Origin of the sequence: Sphingomonas sp. SUN019, assembly GCF_024758705.1 — a bacterium.
Taxonomy (GTDB): domain Bacteria; phylum Pseudomonadota; class Alphaproteobacteria; order Sphingomonadales; family Sphingomonadaceae; genus Sphingomonas.
Window position 1 is genome coordinate 3,441,441 of sequence record NZ_CP096971.1, and the last position, 19,706, is coordinate 3,461,146.

Annotated in this window: 12 protein-coding genes; 3 read left to right on the forward strand and 9 right to left on the reverse strand. The window is 65.7% G+C overall.

Annotated elements, in window-relative coordinates; all coding sequences use genetic code 11:
- Window positions 1–77 precede the first annotated feature (77 nt).
- Entirely contained in the window at window positions 78–2,111 is a 2,034-nt protein-coding gene (locus tag M0208_RS16550; RefSeq protein ID WP_258892767.1) for an amidohydrolase family protein, read from the forward strand.
- 104 nt (window positions 2,112–2,215) lie between these two features.
- Here M0208_RS16550 and M0208_RS16555 read toward each other — a convergent pair whose 3' ends face one another.
- The 9 genes from M0208_RS16555 to M0208_RS16595 form a co-directional block, all read right to left on the reverse strand.
- The gene (locus tag M0208_RS16555) at window positions 2,216–3,025 is read right to left on the reverse strand and encodes a triacylglycerol lipase (protein WP_258892768.1); all 810 of its coding nucleotides are present in this window, start codon (window positions 3,023–3,025) and stop codon (window positions 2,216–2,218) included.
- Window positions 3,026–3,093: 68 nt separating this feature from the next.
- The gene (locus M0208_RS16560; RefSeq protein ID WP_258892769.1) at window positions 3,094–3,633 is read right to left on the reverse strand and encodes a GNAT family N-acetyltransferase; all 540 of its coding nucleotides are present in this window, start codon (window positions 3,631–3,633) and stop codon (window positions 3,094–3,096) included.
- Window positions 3,630–4,700 (reverse strand): alpha/beta fold hydrolase, encoded by a 1,071-nt coding sequence (locus tag M0208_RS16565; RefSeq protein WP_258892770.1) that lies wholly within the window; start codon window positions 4,698–4,700, stop codon window positions 3,630–3,632. Before M0208_RS16565 ends, M0208_RS16560 begins: the two co-directional genes overlap by 4 nt.
- Window positions 4,701–4,703: 3 nt before the next feature.
- Complete coding sequence (locus M0208_RS16570) at window positions 4,704–5,051, reverse strand: poly(R)-hydroxyalkanoic acid synthase subunit PhaE (RefSeq protein ID WP_258892771.1); 348 nt, start codon at window positions 5,049–5,051, stop codon at window positions 4,704–4,706.
- Between the two features lie 36 nt (window positions 5,052–5,087).
- Window positions 5,088–6,581: an efflux transporter outer membrane subunit gene (locus M0208_RS16575; protein WP_258892772.1), complete on the reverse strand. Its 1,494-nt coding sequence runs from the start codon at window positions 6,579–6,581 to the stop codon at window positions 5,088–5,090.
- Window positions 6,578–9,793 (reverse strand): efflux RND transporter permease subunit, encoded by a 3,216-nt coding sequence (locus M0208_RS16580; RefSeq protein WP_258892773.1) that lies wholly within the window; start codon window positions 9,791–9,793, stop codon window positions 6,578–6,580. Before M0208_RS16580 ends, M0208_RS16575 begins: the two co-directional genes overlap by 4 nt.
- 4 nt (window positions 9,794–9,797) lie before the next feature.
- The gene (locus M0208_RS16585) at window positions 9,798–10,982 is read right to left on the reverse strand and encodes an efflux RND transporter periplasmic adaptor subunit (RefSeq protein ID WP_258892774.1); all 1,185 of its coding nucleotides are present in this window, start codon (window positions 10,980–10,982) and stop codon (window positions 9,798–9,800) included.
- A gap of 132 nt (window positions 10,983–11,114) precedes the next feature.
- On the reverse strand, window positions 11,115–11,888 hold the full coding sequence (locus M0208_RS16590; protein WP_258892775.1) for an enoyl-CoA hydratase/isomerase family protein: 774 nt from the start codon (window positions 11,886–11,888) through the stop codon (window positions 11,115–11,117).
- On the reverse strand, window positions 11,885–13,051 hold the full coding sequence (locus M0208_RS16595) for an acyl-CoA dehydrogenase family protein (protein WP_258892776.1): 1,167 nt from the start codon (window positions 13,049–13,051) through the stop codon (window positions 11,885–11,887). Before M0208_RS16595 ends, M0208_RS16590 begins: the two co-directional genes overlap by 4 nt.
- Before the next feature lie 241 nt (window positions 13,052–13,292).
- Between M0208_RS16595 and M0208_RS16600 the strand changes: the two genes are divergently transcribed.
- Window positions 13,293–15,431, forward strand: a complete 2,139-nt coding sequence (locus M0208_RS16600) for a BamA/TamA family outer membrane protein (protein ID WP_258892777.1) — start codon at window positions 13,293–13,295, stop codon at window positions 15,429–15,431.
- Window positions 15,431–19,639, forward strand: coding sequence for a translocation/assembly module TamB domain-containing protein (locus M0208_RS16605; protein WP_258892778.1), 4,209 nt, complete (start codon window positions 15,431–15,433; stop codon window positions 19,637–19,639). Before M0208_RS16600 ends, M0208_RS16605 begins: the two co-directional genes overlap by 1 nt.
- Window positions 19,640–19,706: the final 67 nt, after the last annotated feature.

Genomic DNA, 19,706 nt, shown 5'->3' on the forward strand with positions numbered 1-19,706 from the left:
CCGGCTCTCGCCGGGGTGGCTCAACTTGTGGCAAACAGGCTCTTTCCAGCCGTCGGGAACCGCCTTACGCTGCCGAAATGAAATCCATTCTCCTAGCCGCCTCCGCGCTGGCCGCCGCCTTCTTCTCCACCGCCGCAACCGCACAATCCGAACGCTTTTCGGTGATCTTCGGCGGCCGAAACGTCGGGCATCTGAACGCCGATACGACCGGCGACCAGACGTTGATCGACTTCGATTACAAGAACAACGGTCGCGGTCCGACGATCAAGGAGACGATCCGAACCGACGCGACCGGGCTGCCCGTCGCGTGGAAGATTGACGGGACGACGACATTCGGCAGCAAGACCGCGGAAAACTATGCGGTCACCGGCAGTCGCGCGACTTGGACCGATTCCACCGGTCCGGGAAAGGCGGCTCGCGGCACTGGCCTCTACGTCGCGCAGGGCGCCAGTCCGTGGGCGCTCGGCCTCTACGCCCGAGCCTTGCTGAAAGACGCCGACAACACGATGCCCGCTCTGCCCGGTGGGACGCTGCGGCTGACCAAGGGCGAGGCGGTGACGATCACGGGTAAGGGTGGCACGCTTCAAACCACCGCCTATGATATTTCGGGTATCGACCTGACCCCGACGACGATGCTGCTCGACGCCGAGGGCGATCTGATCTCGATCGTGTCGGCCGACTTCATCATCATCCGCGATGGCTATGAAGGCGAGGAAGAACGGCTGCGCGGGCTCGCCGCGAAATGGTCGACCGATCGCTATGTCGCGATCCAGAAGAAGGTCGCGCATGACTATAGGGCGCCGGTGCGGATCAGGAACGTCCGCCTGTTCGACGCGAAGACCGCGACGCTGACGAAGCCGATGTCGGTGCTGGTGAACGGCCGCACCATCGCGGCAATCGAACAGCCCGACAGCCCCGCGACGCCGGGCGAAGTTACGATCGACGGCGATGGCGGCACGCTCATACCCGGCATGTACGAAATGCACGCGCATCTCGGGCAGGACGACGCGCTCCTGAACCTGATGGCCGGGATCACCACGGTTCGCGACATGGGCAACGACAACGCGGTGCTCGCCGAACTGTCCAATCGGATCGACGCCGGGATCATCGGCGGGCCGCGGATCATCAAGAGCGGCTTCCTGGAGGGCCGCAGCCCGTTCAGCGCCAACAACGGCTTCGTCGTGGAGAGTCAGGCGAAGGCGATCGACGCGGTGCGCTGGTACGGTGCGCGCGGCTATAACCAGATCAAGGTCTACAACTCGATGAACCTGGCGTGGGTGCCGGCGATCGTCAAGGAGGCGCATGCGCTCGGGATGCGTGTCGCCGGACACGTGCCTGCATTCTCCACCGCCGACGCGATGATCGCGGCGGGCTATGACGAGATGACGCACATCAACCAGTTCATGCTCGGCTGGGTCATCAAGCCGAGCGAGGACACGCGCACGCTGTTCCGCCTGACCGCTCTGAAACGGCTGCCCGCGCTCGACCTGAACAGCGCGCCCGTCCAGCGGACGATCCAGGCGATGGTCGATGGCAAAAAGGCGATCGACCCGACGATCGGTATCCACGAACAACTGACGCAGAATCGCGATGGTCAGGTGCCGCCGGGCGCGGTCGACTATCTCGACCATATGCCGATTGGCTATCAGCGCGACGCGAAGAAAGCGTGGGTCGACACCAGCGCGCAGGGCGACGATGCGGCATACCGCGGGGCGTTCGACAAGATCATCGCGACGACGAAAATGCTGCATGATCGCGGCGTCTTCATCGTGCCGGGGACCGATACCGGTGGATCGTTCACCTATCACCGCGAACTGGAATTGCTCACGCGTGTGGGCTTCACCCCCGCGCAGGTGGTGAAGCGCGCGACCTACGACATGGCGGGCTATCTGGGCGAGGACCAGGCGACCGGATCGATCGCGCGCGGCAAGCGGGCGGATTTCTTTCTGGTTCTCGGCGATCCGACGAAGGACGTGAAAGCAATCAAGACCATTCGCATGGTGGTGAAGGACGGCACGGTCTATTTCCCGAGCGAAGTTTATCCAGAATTCGGGATCAAGCCGTTTGCGGAGGCGCCGAAGGTGACGTTGGCGAAGACGGCCAAACCGTAGACATCTTCCGTTCGCCCTGAGCGAAGTCGAAGGGCACGTTGGAGCGTGGGCTTCGAATTCGCTCAGCCCGAGCGAAGTTTTTTTTGGGAGGCTGCGTTGTGTCGTCAGGCGTGCCCCGCCGACGGATAGAACAACGCCCGCATCCCGGCGCGGTTGAACGGTTTCCAGTCGTCCTCGGGCTGGGCAAGCCGGTCGGCGACCGCGTACAGCACCGCCGGGTTCACACCCAACCCGCAATGGCTGCCGTGAACCTCGATATTGTCGCTGTTGGTGCTGAACGGTTCGACGCAATTCTGCCATGCGACGATGCCATCCTCGCGGCTCCAGATCGCAGTCGAGGGGACGGGCGGGGGCGTCGCGCTTTCGCGAAGCTGCTCGCGGGTGTGCGCATCGTCGACGCGCTGACCGGTCAGCAGTTCATACGCGCGCCAGACATTGGTCGCGCGCGGTGAGCCGGTGAAGGGTGAGCCAAGCGAGATGACTTGCCGCACCGCGTCGGGCGCTTGTCGGCTGACCATCCGCGCCATGATGCCGCCGAGGCTCCAGCCGACCAGGCTGACCTTCTTGCCGGTCAGGTCGTGTACCGCGCGCAACCGTTCGACGAGCTTCTCTCCCTCACGTCCGATCGCCTTCGGACCCAGGTTGCGGCCGAGTTCCCACGCGTGCGCGTCATACCCCATGCGGGTGAGGTAACGCCGGATCACCGTCGTCGAGATGTCGGACGTCGTGAAGCCAGGTAACACTAGCACAGGGTGTCCATCACCCTTGGGCGCGGAGCGCAGCAACGGCGCGGCCCATGGCAGCGAGCCGAGTTCGACCAAAGCGCGCGGCAATTCGGTCAGCGCCAAAAAAGGCGATGGCGGACGAATGTCGGGCTGGCGCGATGCGGGTGCCAGGTGGGCGGCGGTGGCCATAGAGGAATCTCCTGTCGTTACGCGGTCAACGCGCTGCAGTGCACAAAAGTTCGATCGGTTGATGTGGATCAGGCTGTATCGTAACCGTAAGCGCGGTGCTGCGCGGCGTTGCGGGCCAGATCTAGGCTGAGGATTGCGAGGTCATGCGCGTTTCCGGCGCGGTCGCGGACCTGATCCTTCAATAATGCCTCGCCGCGAAAGCCGAGGCTTTCGAATAGCGCAACCGATCCGCCCTGGTCGGGGGTCATCGCCGCGGTCAGCTTGGCCAGTTTGCGGTTCACCGCTAGGCGGAAGATCGCCTCGAGCAGGTCGCGTCCCAGCCCGGCGCCGCGACGCGCGGACGACACCAGCAACCGCACCTCGCCAACATGCGCGCTCCAGCCCAGCGGATCGTGGACCAGCGCGACGGTGCCGACGACCGCGCCGTCCTCCTCTGCGATCATGCTGTCGATCCAGCCGTCGTCGATCGCCGATAGCCATGCCTCGATCACGCGCGGGTGCTTCAGGTCGCGGCCGAGGAACAGCAGGTCGTGTTCGGGCAGGCTCTGCGCGAACGCCAGCATCGCATCGCTGTCGGTGGAGCGAAAACGGCGGATGCGATGCGTCATGTCGACCTTTCAGCGAGCCATTGCGCCAGCGCAGGCCACATCCGTTTGACGGCGTTACCGCCCGCGACCAGGCTGACGTGGCCCCCCTTCATCACGATCTCCTGCTTGTCGGCGGAGCCGATCATGCCGATCAGCGGGGCGGAGGCTTCGCGGGGCACGATATGGTCGTGTTCGGCGGCGACGTGCAGGAACGGTGCGGTGATCGTGGACAAATCGATGTTGCGGCCACCGATCTGCATCTCGCCATGCAGCAATTGATTGTCCCACATCAGCATCCGCGTCGTCTGGCGGAAATATTCGCCCGCCAGCGGCAATGTGTCGTTGTTCCAGCGTTCGAACATCCGGAACGACTTTACGAATTCGTCGTCCCAAAGATTGTCGTACAGACGGATGTTGCCCGCCGCGCGCGCCGCCGGGCGCAGCAGATCGAATGCGGAATAGAGCATCTCGCCGGGCACGTTGCCGAACGCGTCGACCAGCCGGTCGACGTCGAAATAGCGCCGGTCGGACCAGGTCCGGAACATCTCCATCTTGGTGAAGTCGACCGGCGTGGTGAAGGTGGCCAGATTGGCGACGTTATCGGGATGGAGCGCGGCGTAGAGCAGCGACAGCACGCCGCCGAAGCAATAGCCGACGATGCTGACATCGGGTTCGCCGGTTTCGTCCGCGATCCGCGCGACCGCGGCAGGAAGGAAATCCAGAATGTAGCTTTCGAAGGTCAGCGTCTTTTCGTGCGGGCGCGGCGCTTCCCAATCGAGCATGAATACGTCGAACCCGGCGTCGAGCAGGAATTCCACCAGGCTCTGCCCCGGCACCAGATCGAAGATGAAGCCGCGGTTGGTGGTCGCCATCACCAGGAGGACCGGCACACGGTACACGTCGTCGGTGCGAGGACGGTAATGATAGAGGCGCATCGTGCCTCGTTCGATCAGCACGTCCTTCGGCGTCGCGCCGACCACCGGGGCGGGGGAGGTGAAGTAGCTGAGGCCCCGGATGTTGCGCGTCATCATGCGCTCGAACTCGGCCTGCGCGGCGGCGATCGGTTCCATGATGTCGGCGTCGGCCATCAATTACTTCGCGGTGGGCGGCTTGCGGCTGCGGGTTGGGCGTGGCTTCGACGGGTCGGGCGCGGCGGGTGCCAGCTTCGCCTCGATCCGCAGCAACGTCGCCTCGATCGCGGCGATGCGCGCGGTCAGCGCCTCGATATCGTTGCGACTGGGCAGGTTCGCGGCGGCGAGCGCGCGTTCGGTCGCCTGGTTCATGCTGGCCTGCATTTGCGCGGTGGCCGCGGTGGCGGCGTTCATTCCGCGGGAAAACTCCTCGGTCTTCATCGCCTCCCCGCCGAAGCTGTTCACAGCCTTTTCCCACTGGCCGAGCATATCGCGGAAGAAGGCGGAGGGATCGGGCGGGGTCGTCATGGTCCGAACCTTTCACGCCCGCGTGCGGCGGTCAAGTTATCGCGGTGGCAACGTTTGCTGCGCAACAGGGACGGGGCCGTTAGCGGTCGGCTCGAGCGAAGAATCGCCGCCCAATGTTCGATAAAGCGTGACCAGGTTAGTCGCGCGGATCAGCTGGATCGAGACGAGCTGTTGCTGCGCGGAATATAGCTGGCGCTGCGCGTCCAGGCTGGTCAGGAACGTGTCGATCCCGCCGCGATAGCGCATATCGGTCAGGCGGTACGTATCCGCCGCGGCCACCGCAAAACGCTGGTTCGCGGCGAGCTGATCGGTGATCGTGCCTCGTCGGGCGAGAGCGTCCGACACCTCCTGAAACGCGGTCTGGATCGCCTTTTCATACGTCGCGAGCGCGGCGTCGCGTTGCGCCTGCGTCAGCGCGACGTTGGCGCGCGCCGCCCCGGCCTGGAAGATCGGATAGCTGATCCCGCCACCGCCCGAATAGCTGAACGCGCCGCCGGTGAAGAGCGAGGACAGCGCGTTGCTGGCGAAGCTGAGCAATCCGGTCAGTAAGATGCGCGGGAAAAGCTGCGCACGCGCCGCGCCGATCTCGGCATTGGTCGCGCGTAGTTCGTATTCGGCCTGCACCACGTCGGGGCGACGCAGGAGCACACCGCTGTTGAGCCCGGCGGGGAGTTCGGCGACGGTCTTTGCGGCTTCCTCGATCGACGTAGCAAGCAAGGCCGGATCGACCGGCGCACCAACCAGCAATTGCAACGCGTTGACGTCCTGCGCCAGCGCGGTCTTCTGGCTCGCGAGGTCGGATTCAGCGGTAGCGAGGATCTGTTCCGCCTGACGCAGATCGGTGCGCGGCGCGACGCCGCCCTGCAGGCGAAGGTTGGTCAGCCGGACGCTGGCGCGCGCGCTGTTCGCGGTGTCCTCGGCGACCTTCAGCAGGCTGCGGTCCGCGGCATAGGTCAGCCACGCCGTGGCGATGTCTCCGACCAGCGTCAGGCGCGTTGCGCGCGCGGCGGCTTCAGTCGAGAAATAGCGGTTCAGCGCGGCGGAACTGAGCGAACGAACGCGGCCGAACAGATCGATCTCGAAACCGGTCACGCCGACGCTGGCCGAGAAATTGCTGCCGGAACCGGAGAAGTTCGTGACGCTGCCGGTTCCCGTTCCCGTTCCCGTTCCGCCGGTGCCGGTCGATCCGCTACCGCTGTCGCGATAGGTATAATTGCCCGACGCATCGACCTGAGGAAACAGCTCCGACCGCTGGATGCGATATTGCGCGCGCGCCGCAGTGATATTCGCGACCGATACGCGCAGGTCGCGATTGTTCGCGAGCGCCTGGTCGATGATCTGCTGCAGGCGCGGATCGCGGAAGATGTCGCGGTAGGTGACGGCGGGCAGCGCCGCTTCGGACTGGCGCAGATACGCGTCGCCGACCGGCCATGACGGCGGGACCGGCAATTCGGGCCGGACGTATTTCGGCGCGAGACTGCAGCCGGACAGTGCGGCGGTCGTCAGCAACAGGGCAAGACGGCGCATCATGCGGGCTTCGGTTCGGCTGGAGGGGCAGGGGGCGTCGTATCGTCCCTGTGGTGGAAACGCTTGAAACCGTCACGGAACCCGCGGCGAACCAGGACGAAGAACAGCGGGATATAGAAGATCGCGAGGATTGTCGCAGTCAGCATCCCGCCGATCACTGCGGTGCCGATCGCGATCCGACTGTTCGCGCCTGCGCCGGTCGAGATCGCCAGCGGCAACACGCCGAAGATGAAGGCCAGGCTCGTCATCAGGATCGGGCGCAGGCGCAGCTTCGCCGCTTTCAGCGCGGCGTCGATGACGCGCGCGCCCTTCTTTTCCTCCTGTTCGGCGAATTCGATCATCAGAATCGCGTTCTTTGCCGCCAGCCCCATCGTCGTCAGCAGACCGATCTGGAGATAGACGTCGTTTACCAGCCCGCGCAGCGTTACGAACAGTATGGCGCCGATCAGCCCGAGCGGAATGACCAGCAGTACCGCCAGGGGGATAGTCCAACTCTCATACAGCGCGGCGAGGCACAGAAACACGACGATGATCGACAGGCCGTACAGGAGCGGCGCCTGACCCGACGACAGTCGTTCCTGATACGATATGCCCGCCCATGCGATGCTGGTGCCCGGTATCTTTGCGGCCAGAGCTTCGATGCTGTCCATCGCATCGCCCGAACTCGCGCCATTCGCCCCCGAGCCCTGGAATTCGAAACTGCTGACGCCGTTAAAGCGCGACAAGGTCGTCGGGGCCTGCGACCAGCTGGTCGTGGCGAAGGAGGAGAACGGCACCATTTGCCCGTCCGATCCGCGCACGAACCATTGATCCAGGTCGTCGGGTTTCGATCGATACGGGGCGTCGCCCTGCACGTACACGCGCTTCACCCGGCCGCGATCGACGAAATCGTTGACGTAGCGCCCACCCCAGGCGGTCGACAGCGTCGTATTCACGTCATTCTGCGTCAGCCCCAGCGCGGCGAGTTTCTGGGCGTCGGTGTGGACCTGCAACGTTCCGATATCGGGAAGTTCGGTCAGGCGAACGCCAGCCAGGCCGGAACCTTGGGCATTGGCCATTTCCAGCAGACGGTCTCGCGCGGCGTTGAAGTCCGCGTCGCTCAGTCCGCCGGTGTTCTGCAGTTCGACCGTGAACCCCTCCGACTGGCCGAGGCCGCGGATGGCGGGAGGGACCAATGCGAATACGCGCGCGTCGCGGAAGTTGCGGAAGGCGGCGGTGGCGCGGGCGATGATCGCGTCGGCGCTGTTTTCCTTGCCCGCGCGATCCGACCAGTCGACGAAGTTCAGAAAACCGCGGCCAGTGTTCTGCCCGCTCGCGCCGCCGCCTCCGCCACCCGCGACGGTGAACATGGTGGCGATATTGCCGTTCTCGTTGTCGGCGAAATAGCGTTCGATCTGCTGCTGGACCTCGGTCGTGCGGCCCTGCGTCGCGCCGGCCGGAAGCTGGAACTGGATGCTCGCCGCGCCCTGATCCTCGGTCGGCAGGAAACCGGTCGGCAGGCGCAGGAACAGCACCGCGAGCAGCGCGACCGTGCCGACGTAAACCAGCAAGAAGATCCATTTGCGGTCGACCACGGTCTTCACCGCGCTGACGTACTTATCCGTCCCGCGTTCGAAATTGCGGTTGAACCAGTCCTTCGCCTGTTCGCCCTTCTCGGCGACGCGCGGGAAACGGCGGCCGAGCCAACCTTCTCGCAAGCTGCCCTCCTCGCTCCTCTGTTTCAACAGGGTGGAGGTCAATGCGGGCGACAGGATCAGCGCGACCAGCACCGACAGCACCATCGCGGAGATGACGGTCAGCGAAAATTGCTTGTAAATGACGCCGGTCGATCCGCCGAAGAAAGCCATCGGCAGGAACACCGCCGACAGGACCAGCGCGATCGCGACCAGCGCGACGGTGATCTCGTTCATCGATTCGATCGTCGCCTCGCGCGGCGTCATTTCGGGATTTTCGTCCATCAGCCGCTCGACGTTCTCGACCACCACGATCGCGTCGTCGACGAGCAGACCGATGGCGAGGACGAGGCCGAACAGCGTCAGCGTGTTGATCGAGAACCCGGCGAAATAGAAGATCGCGAACGTGCCGAGCAGCACGACCGGCACCGCGATCGTCGGGATCAGCGTCGCGCGCCAGCTCTGCAGGAACACGAACATCACGATGACGACCAGGATCACCGCCTCGATCAGCGTCTTCACGACCTCCTCGATCGACAGCTTGATGAAGGCGGTGGTGTCGTTGGCGTAGGCGACGCGCAGATTGGGCGGGAAGGTCTTTGCGACGCGTGAGATTTCCGCCTTCACCAGTTCGGCGGTCTTCAGCGCGTCGGCGCCGGGGGCCAGCAGGATCGCGATGCCCGCGCCGGGATGGCGATTGACGCGGCTTTGCGCGGCATAGCTTTCCGCGCCGAGTTCGATCCGCGCCACGTCCGACAGTTTGACCGTCGCGCCCGACGGCAGCGTCTTCAGGATGATCGCGCGAAACTGTTCGGGGGTTTGCAGTCGCGACTGCGCGGTGACGGTCGCGTTCAGCATCTGGTCGTTCGGCATCGGCTGACCGCCCAGCTCGCCCGCCGCGACCTCGGTATTCTGGTTGGTCACGGCGGTGATGACGTCGCCGGGGATCAGCTGGTAACTCGCCAGCCGCGCGGGATCGAGCCAGATGCGCATCGCATATTGCGCGCCGAACACGTTGGTGTCGCCGACCCCTTCGACGCGGCCCAGCGGATCCTGCAGGTTCGATACCAGATAGTCGCTGACGTCCTGATTGGTCAGCTTGTCGGTAACGTCATAAACGCCCGCGATCATCAGGAAGTCGGGGTTCGACTTGCGCACCCGCAGGCCCTGCTGCTGAACCTGCGCGGGCAGGCGGCTGATCGATTGCTGGACCTGGTTCTGCACCTGGACCTGCGCGATGTCGGGGTCGGTGCCCTTCTCGAACGTTGCGGTGATGTTCACCGATCCGCGGGATGAGGACGACGAACTGAAGTACAGCAGTCCGTCGATGCCGGTCAGCTGCTGTTCGATGACCTGCGTGACGCTGTTCTGAATCGTCGTTGCATTCGCGCCGGGGTAACTGGCGGAGATCGACACCTGCGGCGGCGCGACGTCGGGATACTGAGCGATCGGCAGCGACAGGATCGCACCGACGCCTGCCATCATCACGATGATCGCCAACACCCACGCGAAGATCGGGCGGTCGATGAAGATCTTCGACATGGGCTCAGCCCGCCTTTCCGGCGGCGCCCTGTGATTCCTGGGATGGGGGAGCGATGCGCTGCGGACTGTTCGCCGGTACCGGGCGAATGTCGCCGTTGGGCTTCAGATTCGCGGTGCCCTGCGTGATGACCTTGTCGCCCGGACGAAGCCCGTCGGTGACGACCCAGAACGCGCCCTGCGTGCGCTCCGCCTTGATCGTGCGCTGAACCGATTTGTTGTTCGGCCCGACGATATAGACCGTCGCATTGCCGCGCGGATCGCGCGCGACCGCGGCTTGCGGCACCAGGAATGCGTTGGTGTCGACCGATTGCGCGAAGCCTGCGCGGACGAACATCCCCGGCAGCAACAGCCCTTCCGGATTGGCGAAGCGCGCGCGCAGAGTCACCGTGCCGGTCGCGGTGTCGACCACCGCTTCGGAAAATTCGACGCTGCCGGTCAGTCCGTAGTCGCTGCCGTCCTCCAGCCGCAATGTCACGGCGGCGCGGGCGGGGACCGCTCCGCCGGCCGCGAGCGCACGGCGCAAAGCGAGCAGGTCGGCGGAGGATTGCTGCATGTCGACGAAGATCGGGTCGAGCTGCTGGATTGTCGCCAGCGGATCGGTCTGGCTCATCGACACGAGCGCGCCAACCGTGAACAGCGAACGCCCGATACGTCCGGTAATCGGCGCGGGGACGGTGGTGAAGCGCAGGTTGACGCGCGCGGTGTCGAGTTGCGCGCGGGTCTGCAGGATCGACGCCTGCGCCTGCCGCTGCGTGGCGATCGCGTCGGTATAGTCCTGCTTGCTGACCGCTTCGGCCTCGGCGAGCGGGCGGAAGCGATCGGCGCGGATCTTCGCGGCGGCAGCGGTGGCCTGCGCGCTGGCCACGTTGGCGCTCGCCTCGTTCGCGGCGGCGCGGTAGAGACTGGGATCGATCTGGTAGAGCGGCTGACCGCGCTTCACGATCGAACCTTCGGTGAAATAGCGCCGCTGGATCACGCCGGACACCTGCGGACGGACCTCACTGCTCTGGAAGGCGACGGTGCGCCCGGCGAGTTCGGTCGTCACGGGAACGCTGGTCGGCTGGACGACGACGTAGCCCACTGTCACCGGGCCAGTCGGTCCACTGCGACCGCCCTTGCCTTGCGCTTCTTGCCCTTGGCCGCTGCCACAGGCGACCAGCAACAGCGGCAACACGGCCGCCGCGAGCACGAGCCGACGTTCTCGATTCACAAACCGCAACCCGTTACACCCGATACTATAAAGGTCGGCACAAGCCCCCACAAACAGTTGCCAAGGCAAATGGTTTCTCGGCTCGAGCAGGTTATTTTGCAAGTGCGAAGGTCACGCGCCCACAAACCGGCCGGGGCGGCGTTCACCAACCGCCCTGATCCCCTCGCGAAAATCGGCGGTGGCCATCAATATGTCCTGCTGCGCGCGCTCATGATCGGTGCGTTTGGCGACGGCCTGCGCAAGGTCGCCACGCAAGGTCGCGCGCGTCGCCTGGACGCCGAGCGGCGCGTTGGCGGCGATTTCCCGCGCCAGCGTTTCGGCCTCCGCGCGCAGGCCATCAAGCGGGGCGATTTCGTCGACGAGACCGAAGGCCAGCGCCTCTTCACCCTTCACCCGGCGGCCGGTTAGCAGCATCAGCGACGCTTTCTGTTCGCCGACGACGCGGGGCAGGGTGTGGGTGATGCCGAACCCGGCGTGGAATCCCAAAGTCACGAAATTGGCGGAAAAGCGCGCTTCGGGCGCGGCGACGCGGAAATCGGCGATCAGCGCGAGGCCCAGCCCCGCACCGACCGCGGCACCCTGCACCGCGGCGACGATCGGCTTCTTTGCCGCGAACAGCCGCACCGCGTTGCGGTACAAAGCGGGCGTCTCGCTCTCGCCCTCCTCGTTCGCCAGCGGCTTGTCGCCGGTTAGATCGGCCCCGCCGCAGAACACGCGTCCAGCGGTCGCCAGCACGATCGTGCGGCACGCCATATCGCCGTCGAGTTCCTCCAGCACGTCGGCCAGCGCGCCGATCAGCGCGGCGTTGACGTGGTTGTGCGGCGGGCGATCGATGACGATCGTCGCGACGTGATCGGTCGTGGTGACCGCGATATGCTCTCTCATGCCCGTGTCCCCAAGAGATTGCGCGCGACCACCCAGTTATGGATTTCGGTCGGCCCGTCATAAATCCGCATGACGCGTAGCCGCGACGCCATCATCTGCAGCGGCATCTCGCGCGTCATGCCCATCGCGCCGAAGCATTGCATCGCGTGATCGACCACCTCCCACGCCATTTCCAGCGCATAGGATTTGATCATCGAAATCTCGCTGCGGACGTCGCGCCCCTCGTCCAGCTTCCACGCGCAATCATAGGTCATCAGCCGCGCGGCGTGGATGCGGATCGCGGCGTCGGCGATCCAGTTCTGCACCGTCTGGCGTTCCGACAGCGGCTTGCCGAAGGTGGAGCGTTGCGGCGCATAGTCGATCATCATCTCCATCGCGCGCTGCGCCATGCCGATCGCATTCGCCGCCATTTCCGAGCGCCGCGTCCCGAGCCGAAGCTGCATCGGCGCGAAGCCTTGCCCTTCCTTGCCCAGCACCTTCCACCCCTCGACCCGGCAATCGTCGAGCGCGACCTCAAAGGTGGTATGCCCGCCGATCATCGGGATCGGGCGGACGACGTTGAAGCCCGGCGCGTCGCGATCGACCAGGAATGCGGTCATCCCGCCGCGCGCGCCCTTTTCTCGGTCGCTGACCGCCATCACGATCGTGAAGTCGGCGTGATCGGCCTTGGTTATCCAGATCTTTCGCCCGTTCAGGATCCAGTCGTCGCCGTCGCGATCGGCGCGGGTCTTCATCCCCGCAGGATCGGTGCCTGCGCCCGGTTCCGAAATGCCGATCGCGGAGACGGTCTCGCCGCGCACGTAGGGTGCCAGATACGCCTCGCGCTGACGATCGGTGACGGTCGCGGCCAGCATCCGCAGGTTCGGGCTGTCGGGCGGCAAAGTGAACGGAACGATCGTCCGCCCCAGCGCCTCGTTCACCGCGACCATCGCCACCGCGGGCAGATCGTGACCGCCGACGTCGGCCGGCGCGTCGAGCCCCCACAGGCCCAGTTCGCGCGAAACGCGCTCGACCCGCTCCAGTTCTTCGGCGCTGAGATGCGGACCTTCACCGGCGATGTCGCGCGCCAGCACCGCGCCCTCCAGCGGCATCAATTCGTCGTCGACGAAGCGGCGAACCAGGTCGGCGACCATCCGGTGATCGTCGTCGAGATCGAAGTTCATGTCCGCTCCCAGATGTGTCCGTTCGGCCACGCGCTTAAGCCGATCATCTGCGCGATGCCAGTATCGTTAGCTTACGTGGTGGAAGCGAATGAAACCCTTTGCTAAATGGTGCGTTGCGGCGAGTAAGGGGGCGTATCGATCAGGATCGAACGCGCCGGGGCAAAAGGGCGCGTTAGTGATTTTTTCGACAGGTCGTCATCGCTGGCTCGCGGTCGCCTTGCTCGCCACGTTACCGATTTCCGTGCACGCGCAACTCGCCAAGCCGGGCACTGCTCCTGCGACCGGTCCCGACGCGCCGAAGTCCGCGACCGAACAGCCGCAGGGCGATCCGAAGGGCAATGCGCCGATCGTTCCCGACGTTGAATTCGACAGCGCGCTGCCACCGCTATCGAACGATATCAACGCGCCGCTGGAGCCGATGAGCGCGGCTACGCCGTCCGCCCCGGCCAACCCGGCGCAAACGTCACCGGCGACCCCCGTGCCGGTCGGCACGCTGCCGCCGCCCGCACCCGAAGACCCCGAACTCGCGCAACCGCTCGCGCCGATCGGCAGCTTCGACACGACGCCGTTCGTGACCGAGGTGCAGGTAGCGGACGGCGATGCGCCCGAAATCCGGTATGAAACCGTGATCCGCGGGCTCGACGAACTGAAACTGGCCGACGAATTCAAATCCTTGTCGTCGCTGGAAGAGGGCGATGGCAAGGCGGGCAACGCCACGCAGGTCGCGGCGCGCGCGCGTGAGGACGAGGCGTTGGCGGTGCGGCTGATGAAGTCGCTGGGCTATTACGACGGGGTCGCGATCTCGACGATCGAATCGATCCCGAACACGCCGGGCAGGCTGCGCGCGATCGTCAGCGCGACGTCGGGGCGGATCTATACGCTGGGCGCGATCAACATCGTCGGCGGGCCGACCGTGCCGCCCGAGTTGCTGCGCGAACAACTGCCGCTTAAATCTGGGGATCCGATCGAGGCTGCGCGCATTCAGGGCGCAGAGGCGAATCTCAGCCTGGTGCTGCCGCAGCGCGGTTATCCCTTCGTCAAGGTCGGCGACCGCGACATCCTGCTCGACGAAGCTACGGTAAAGGGCGACTATACCTTGCCGGTCGACACTGGGCCGCGATCGTCGTTCGGCAAGCTGCGGACCGAGGGCGATGCGGTGTTCGATCTGGAGCACCTGAACATCTTCCCGCGGTTTGACGCGGGCGAACTCTACGATGCGCGGATGACCGACGATTTGCGGCAAGCGCTGGTCGCGACGGGTCTTTTCAACGGCATCGGCGTCGAACCGGTGCGGACCGGGCAGCCAGGGCCGGACGGGACCGAGCAGGTCGATCTGATGGTCAAGCAGACCAAGGGGCCGCAGCGCAGCCTCGCCGCCAGCGCGGGTTATGGCACGGGCGAGGGTTTCAAGGCGGAGGGGTCATGGACCCACCGCAATCTGTTCCCGCCCGAAGGCGCGCTGATCGGCACCATCATCGCCGGCACGCAGCAGCAGGGCGCGTCGGGCACGTTCCGCCGATCCAACGCGGGGCGCCGCGACCGCACGTTCCAGGTGATCGCATCGGCGAACCGCAGCAGCTTCGACGCGTTCGAGGCGTTCACCGGCACATTGTCGGTGCGCTGGGCGTATGATTCGACCCCAATCTGGCAGAAGCAGTTCACTTATGCCTTCGGTGCCGAGCTTGTCGGGACCAATGAAAACGCGTTCGACTTCGATATCAACGAACGCACGCGCCGTACATATGGCATCGCCGCACTTCCCGTGCAGGCGGTGTGGGACAAATCCGACGACCTGCTCAATCCGACGCGCGGGTATCGCCTGAAACTCAATCTCAGCCCGGAAACATCGGTTCAGGGATCGGTACGACCCTATGCGCGCGCGATGGTGGAGGGCACATTCTATTATCCGGTCAGCCCCAGCCTGGTGATCGCCGGACGCGCCCGCGCCGGATCGATCCTTGGCATCGATCGCGACGATATCGCGCCGTCGCGGCGGTACTATGGTGGCGGCGGCGGGTCGGTGCGCGGTTACGGTTTCCAGCGGCTCGGGCCGTTCGAGCCGGTTTCGTCGCTGGTTCCCGACGAGGACGGCAACATCAACCTTGCCGACCTGAAACCGATCGGCGGACGCAGCCTCAACGAATTCGCGCTCGAGGCGCGCTATCGCTTCGGCGATTTTGGGATCGTGCCGTTCTTCGATGCGGGCAACGCTTATGAGACCGTCTATCCCAAGGGCGGCGACCTGCGCTACGGCGCGGGGATCGGCGGGCGGTTCTACACCAATTTCGGACCGATGCGCTTCGATCTGGCGACCCCGCTCAACCCGCGGCCGGGCGACGGCAAGGTCGCGCTCTATATCTCGATCGGGCAGGCATTCTGATGGCCGACGATACCGCTCCGACCGAAGTCGTGATCGTCCGTCCGCTATGGCAGCGCATCCTGAAATGGATCGCGATTGCATTGCTGGCGATCGTCCTGCTGCTGCTCGCGATCGTGGTCGGGATCAACACCGATCCGGGGCGGCGTTTCGTTGCCGACCAGATCGGCGGCTATTCGACCGAATCCGGGCTGAACATTAAGGTCGGGCGGATCGACGGCTCGATCTACGGCAAGATGGTGTTGAGCGATGTGCGGGTCAGTGATCCGCAGGGCGTGTTCCTGACCTCGCCGCGGCTCGACGTCGACTGGCGCCCGTTCGCATTCGCCAACAACCACGTCGACGTGAAGAGCCTCGACGCCGCACTGGTGACGCTACGGCGAAATCCGGCGCTGAAGGCGGTCCCGACCGATCCGAACGCGCCGTTCCTGCCCGATCTCGACATCGATATCGATCGCCTGCGCGTCGCGCGTTTCGTCGTGGAGCCGCCCGTTTCGGGCAAGCGCCATATCGGGCAGATCGACGCGGCGGCGCATATCGCAGACCGGCGTGCGCAATTGAAGGCGTACGCGGTCGCGCTCCGCGGGCCGGGGATCGCGGGCGGCGATTCGCTGCGGCTGACGCTGGATGCGGTGCCGGATGACGACAAACTGACGATCGATGCGAAGCTCCTCGCGCCGGTCGGCGGCGTCGTCGCGCAACTGGGCGGACTGAAAGCGCCGCTGGCGGCGACCGTTTCGGGGCGCGGCGGTTGGAAGTCATGGCAGGGCAAGGCGCTCGCAACGCTCGGCGGGGGCCAGCTCGCCGACCTAAACGTCAGCGCGCGCGACGGGAAGATTGCGGTGCGCGGCTATGCGAAGCCCGGCCTGTATCTCGAAGGGCCGGTAGAACGGCTGACCGCGCCGCAACTGAACGTCGCGATCGACACGACACTAGCCGAGCGCCGCGCGGATACGCGGGTCAAGCTGACGTCGGACGCCTTGTCCGTCGATGCGGGCGGGCTGATCGACCTCGCCAACAACACCTTTGGAAATTTCGCGGTTGACGCGGTGCTGAAGACGCCGGGCGCGATCGCCCCCAATCTGCGCGGGCGCGATGTGCTGGTGCGGGTCGTACTGAATGGCGCGTTCGCGACCCCGACGGTCGATTACAAGGTCCGCGCGGCGGCGATCGGCTTCGGCGCGACGACGGTCGAACAACTGTACGCCGAGGGTCTGGCGACGGTGAACGCCGATCGGATTCTTGTGCCGATCAAGGCGCGCGCGCGTCGGATCAGCGGGTTGAACCCGGCACTGGGCGGGTTGACCAATAACGTGCGCGTCGACGGCGACCTCGCCATCGCGATGCCCGACATCCTGTCCGACAACCTGCGTATCCGATCCGACAGCATCGACGCGACCGCGATCATCGCCGCGAATGTCCAGACCGGGCGCTACACCGGCGCGCTGAAGGGGCGGGTCAACAATTATCGCATCGAAAGCGTCGGCATCGTCGACCTGACGAGCGACGCGAAGCTGGTGACGACCCCGAACGGCGGGTTCGGCATCGTCGGGCGTGTCGGCGTGCGCACGCGGCAGATCTTCAACGACGGCGCGCGCACCTTTCTGGGCGGCAATGCGGTGCTTAGCGCCGACATCGGCTACGATCCTGCCGGGCTCGTCCGGTTCAGCAACGTGCGGATGAACGCGCCGCAATTCCGCGTGACGCGCGGCGGCGGGCGCTACAATTTGAACACCGGGGCAGTGCTGGTTGAGGCGGACGCCTATTCGACGCAATATGGCCCGCTGTTCGCGCGTGTGACGGGCATCGCCACTGCGCCCGTCGTGGCGCTTCGCGCGCCGCGGCCGGGGCTGGGAGTCGGTCTTGCGAACCTGCAAGCGCGGATTGTCGGGCGGGGCGGGGCCTATGCCGTAACCGCCAGCGGCGGCACGACCTACGGCCCGTTCACCGCCGATGTGCTGGTGCGGCCGGGGACGCAACTTGCAGTCGATATCCGCAAGGTGGTGTTCGCCGGCGTGAACTTCGCCGGGCGGGTGGTGCAAACTGCGGCGGGGCCGTTCGCGGGGCGGATCAACTTCGCGGGCTCAGGGCTGTCGGGCGATGCACGCCTAGCTGCGCAGGGCAAGTACCAGCGCGCCGACATCGACGCCCGCGCTTATGCCGCGACGATTCCGGGCAGCGTCGATTTCACGATCGGCCGCGCGATCGTTAAGGCCAGCGTCGTGCTGTACGATTCGCCGCAGGTGATCGCCGACGCACAGGTCGCCGATATGCGTTATGGCCCGACCGTTATCCAGTCCGGCCGCGCGAAGGTGAATTACACAGGCGGGCGCGGCACTGCGCAGGCGTTGTTGACCGGCTCCAACGGCGTCCCTTTCCGGCTCGCGCTCAACGCGAAGCTGGCGCCGAACGACTATCTCGCCGCGTTGCAGGGGCAGGCGAACGGGATCAACTTCCGCACCGGCAACCCTGCGCGGATCACCTCAAACAAGGGCACCTACCGGCTCGCCCCGACGCAGATCGTGTTCGATAAGGGTCGCCTGCGCGTCGCTGGCAGCTACGGTCGCGGCATGGCGGCGCAGGCGCGGCTGGACGCACTTGACCTGTCGGTGCTGAACGCGCTGATCCCCGATCTCGGCATCGGCGGCACCGCGACCGGCAGCCTCGATTTCAATCAGTCGAGCGGCAGCAGCTTTCCGCAGGCCGACGCCCGCGTGACCGTGCGCAACTTCACCCGGTCGAGCATCGCCGCGGTGTCGACCCCGGTCGACGTCGTATTCGCCGGCCGTCTGGTTGCCGATGGCGGCGAGGCGCGCGCGCTGGTCAAGCGCGGCGCGACGACGGTCGGGCGGATGCTCGCCACCTTGCGTCCGCTGCCGCCGGGCAACGGATCGTGGGTCACGCGGCTGACGCAGGCCCCGCTGTCGGGCGGCATCCGCTATAACGGGCCGTCGGGCGTGCTGTTCAGCTTCGCCGCGTTGCCTGAGCAGCAACTGTCCGGTCCGATCGCGGTCGCCGCCGATTTCGGCGGGCGCGTCGCTGCGCCGCGGCTCAACGGCCTGATCCGCGCCGACAATCTGACCTACGACAACGAAACCTACGGCACGCGGCTGTCGCAGATGCAGCTCGCCGCGCGCTTCACCAACGACCGGTTGGAGATCACGCGGTTGCAGGCGAAAGCGGGCAGCGGAACCGTCAGCGCCAAGGGGTACGTCTCGCTGTCGTCCGAACAGGGCTATCCGCTGCAGATCGATGCGGTGCTGAACAATGCGCGGCTGGCGAAATCCGATTCGCTCGGCGCGACCGCGACCGGCAATATCCAGTTGACCAACGGCCGCGACGGCGGGCTGATCAAGGGTGACCTGACGATCCCCGAGGCGCGCTATGAAATCATCCGCCAGGGCGCGGCCGAAGTGCCCGAACTCACCGGCGTGCGGCGCAAGAGCGACATTCGCGTCGCACGGCCGACCGACCGGTCCGTCGCCACGCCTGCGGGGCTGTTCCGGCTCGACCTGCGCGTGCGCGCGGACAATCAATTGTTCGTGTCCGGCATGGGGTTGGAGAGCGAATGGGAGATGGACATGCGCGTCGGCGGCACGTCGACCGCGCCGACCATCGCGGGCGGGCTGGACCTGATCCGCGGCACCTATTCGTTCGCAGGCAAGAATTTCGAGGTCGAACGCGGCCGCGTGCGCTTCCGCGGCGGCGCGCTGACCGATCCCGACATCGACATCCGCGCGACGACCGCCAACGACGGCGTCACCTTCGTCATCAACATCACCGGCACGGGCCAGCGTCCGCAGATCGCCTTCACCTCGACACCAGCGCTGCCGCAGGACGAGGTGCTGAGCCGCCTGCTGTTCGGCACCAACCCCGAGAATTTGTCGGCGGTGGAGGCGATTCAGTTGGCCGCTGCGCTCAATTCGCTGCGGGGATCGGGCGGCGGGTTGAACCCGCTCGGTAAGCTGCGCTCGGCGACGGGGTTCGACCGGCTGCGCGTGCTGGGCGCGGATGAGGCGACAGGTCGCGGGACTTCGCTGGCGGCAGGCAAGTATCTGACCGACGACATCTATATCGAGATCGTCACCGACGCGCGCGGTTTCACCGCGACGCAGCTTACGATCGCGCTGACCAAGGCGCTGAGCGTGCTGACGCAGGCCGGATCGTTCGGCGGATCGAACGCGCAGCTCAAATATTCGAAGGATTACTGACAGGCCGGTAAGTAAGTCCTTTTCCGCAACCCGGTTTTCGAGTATCGGGTACGGCCGGAGGATGTGC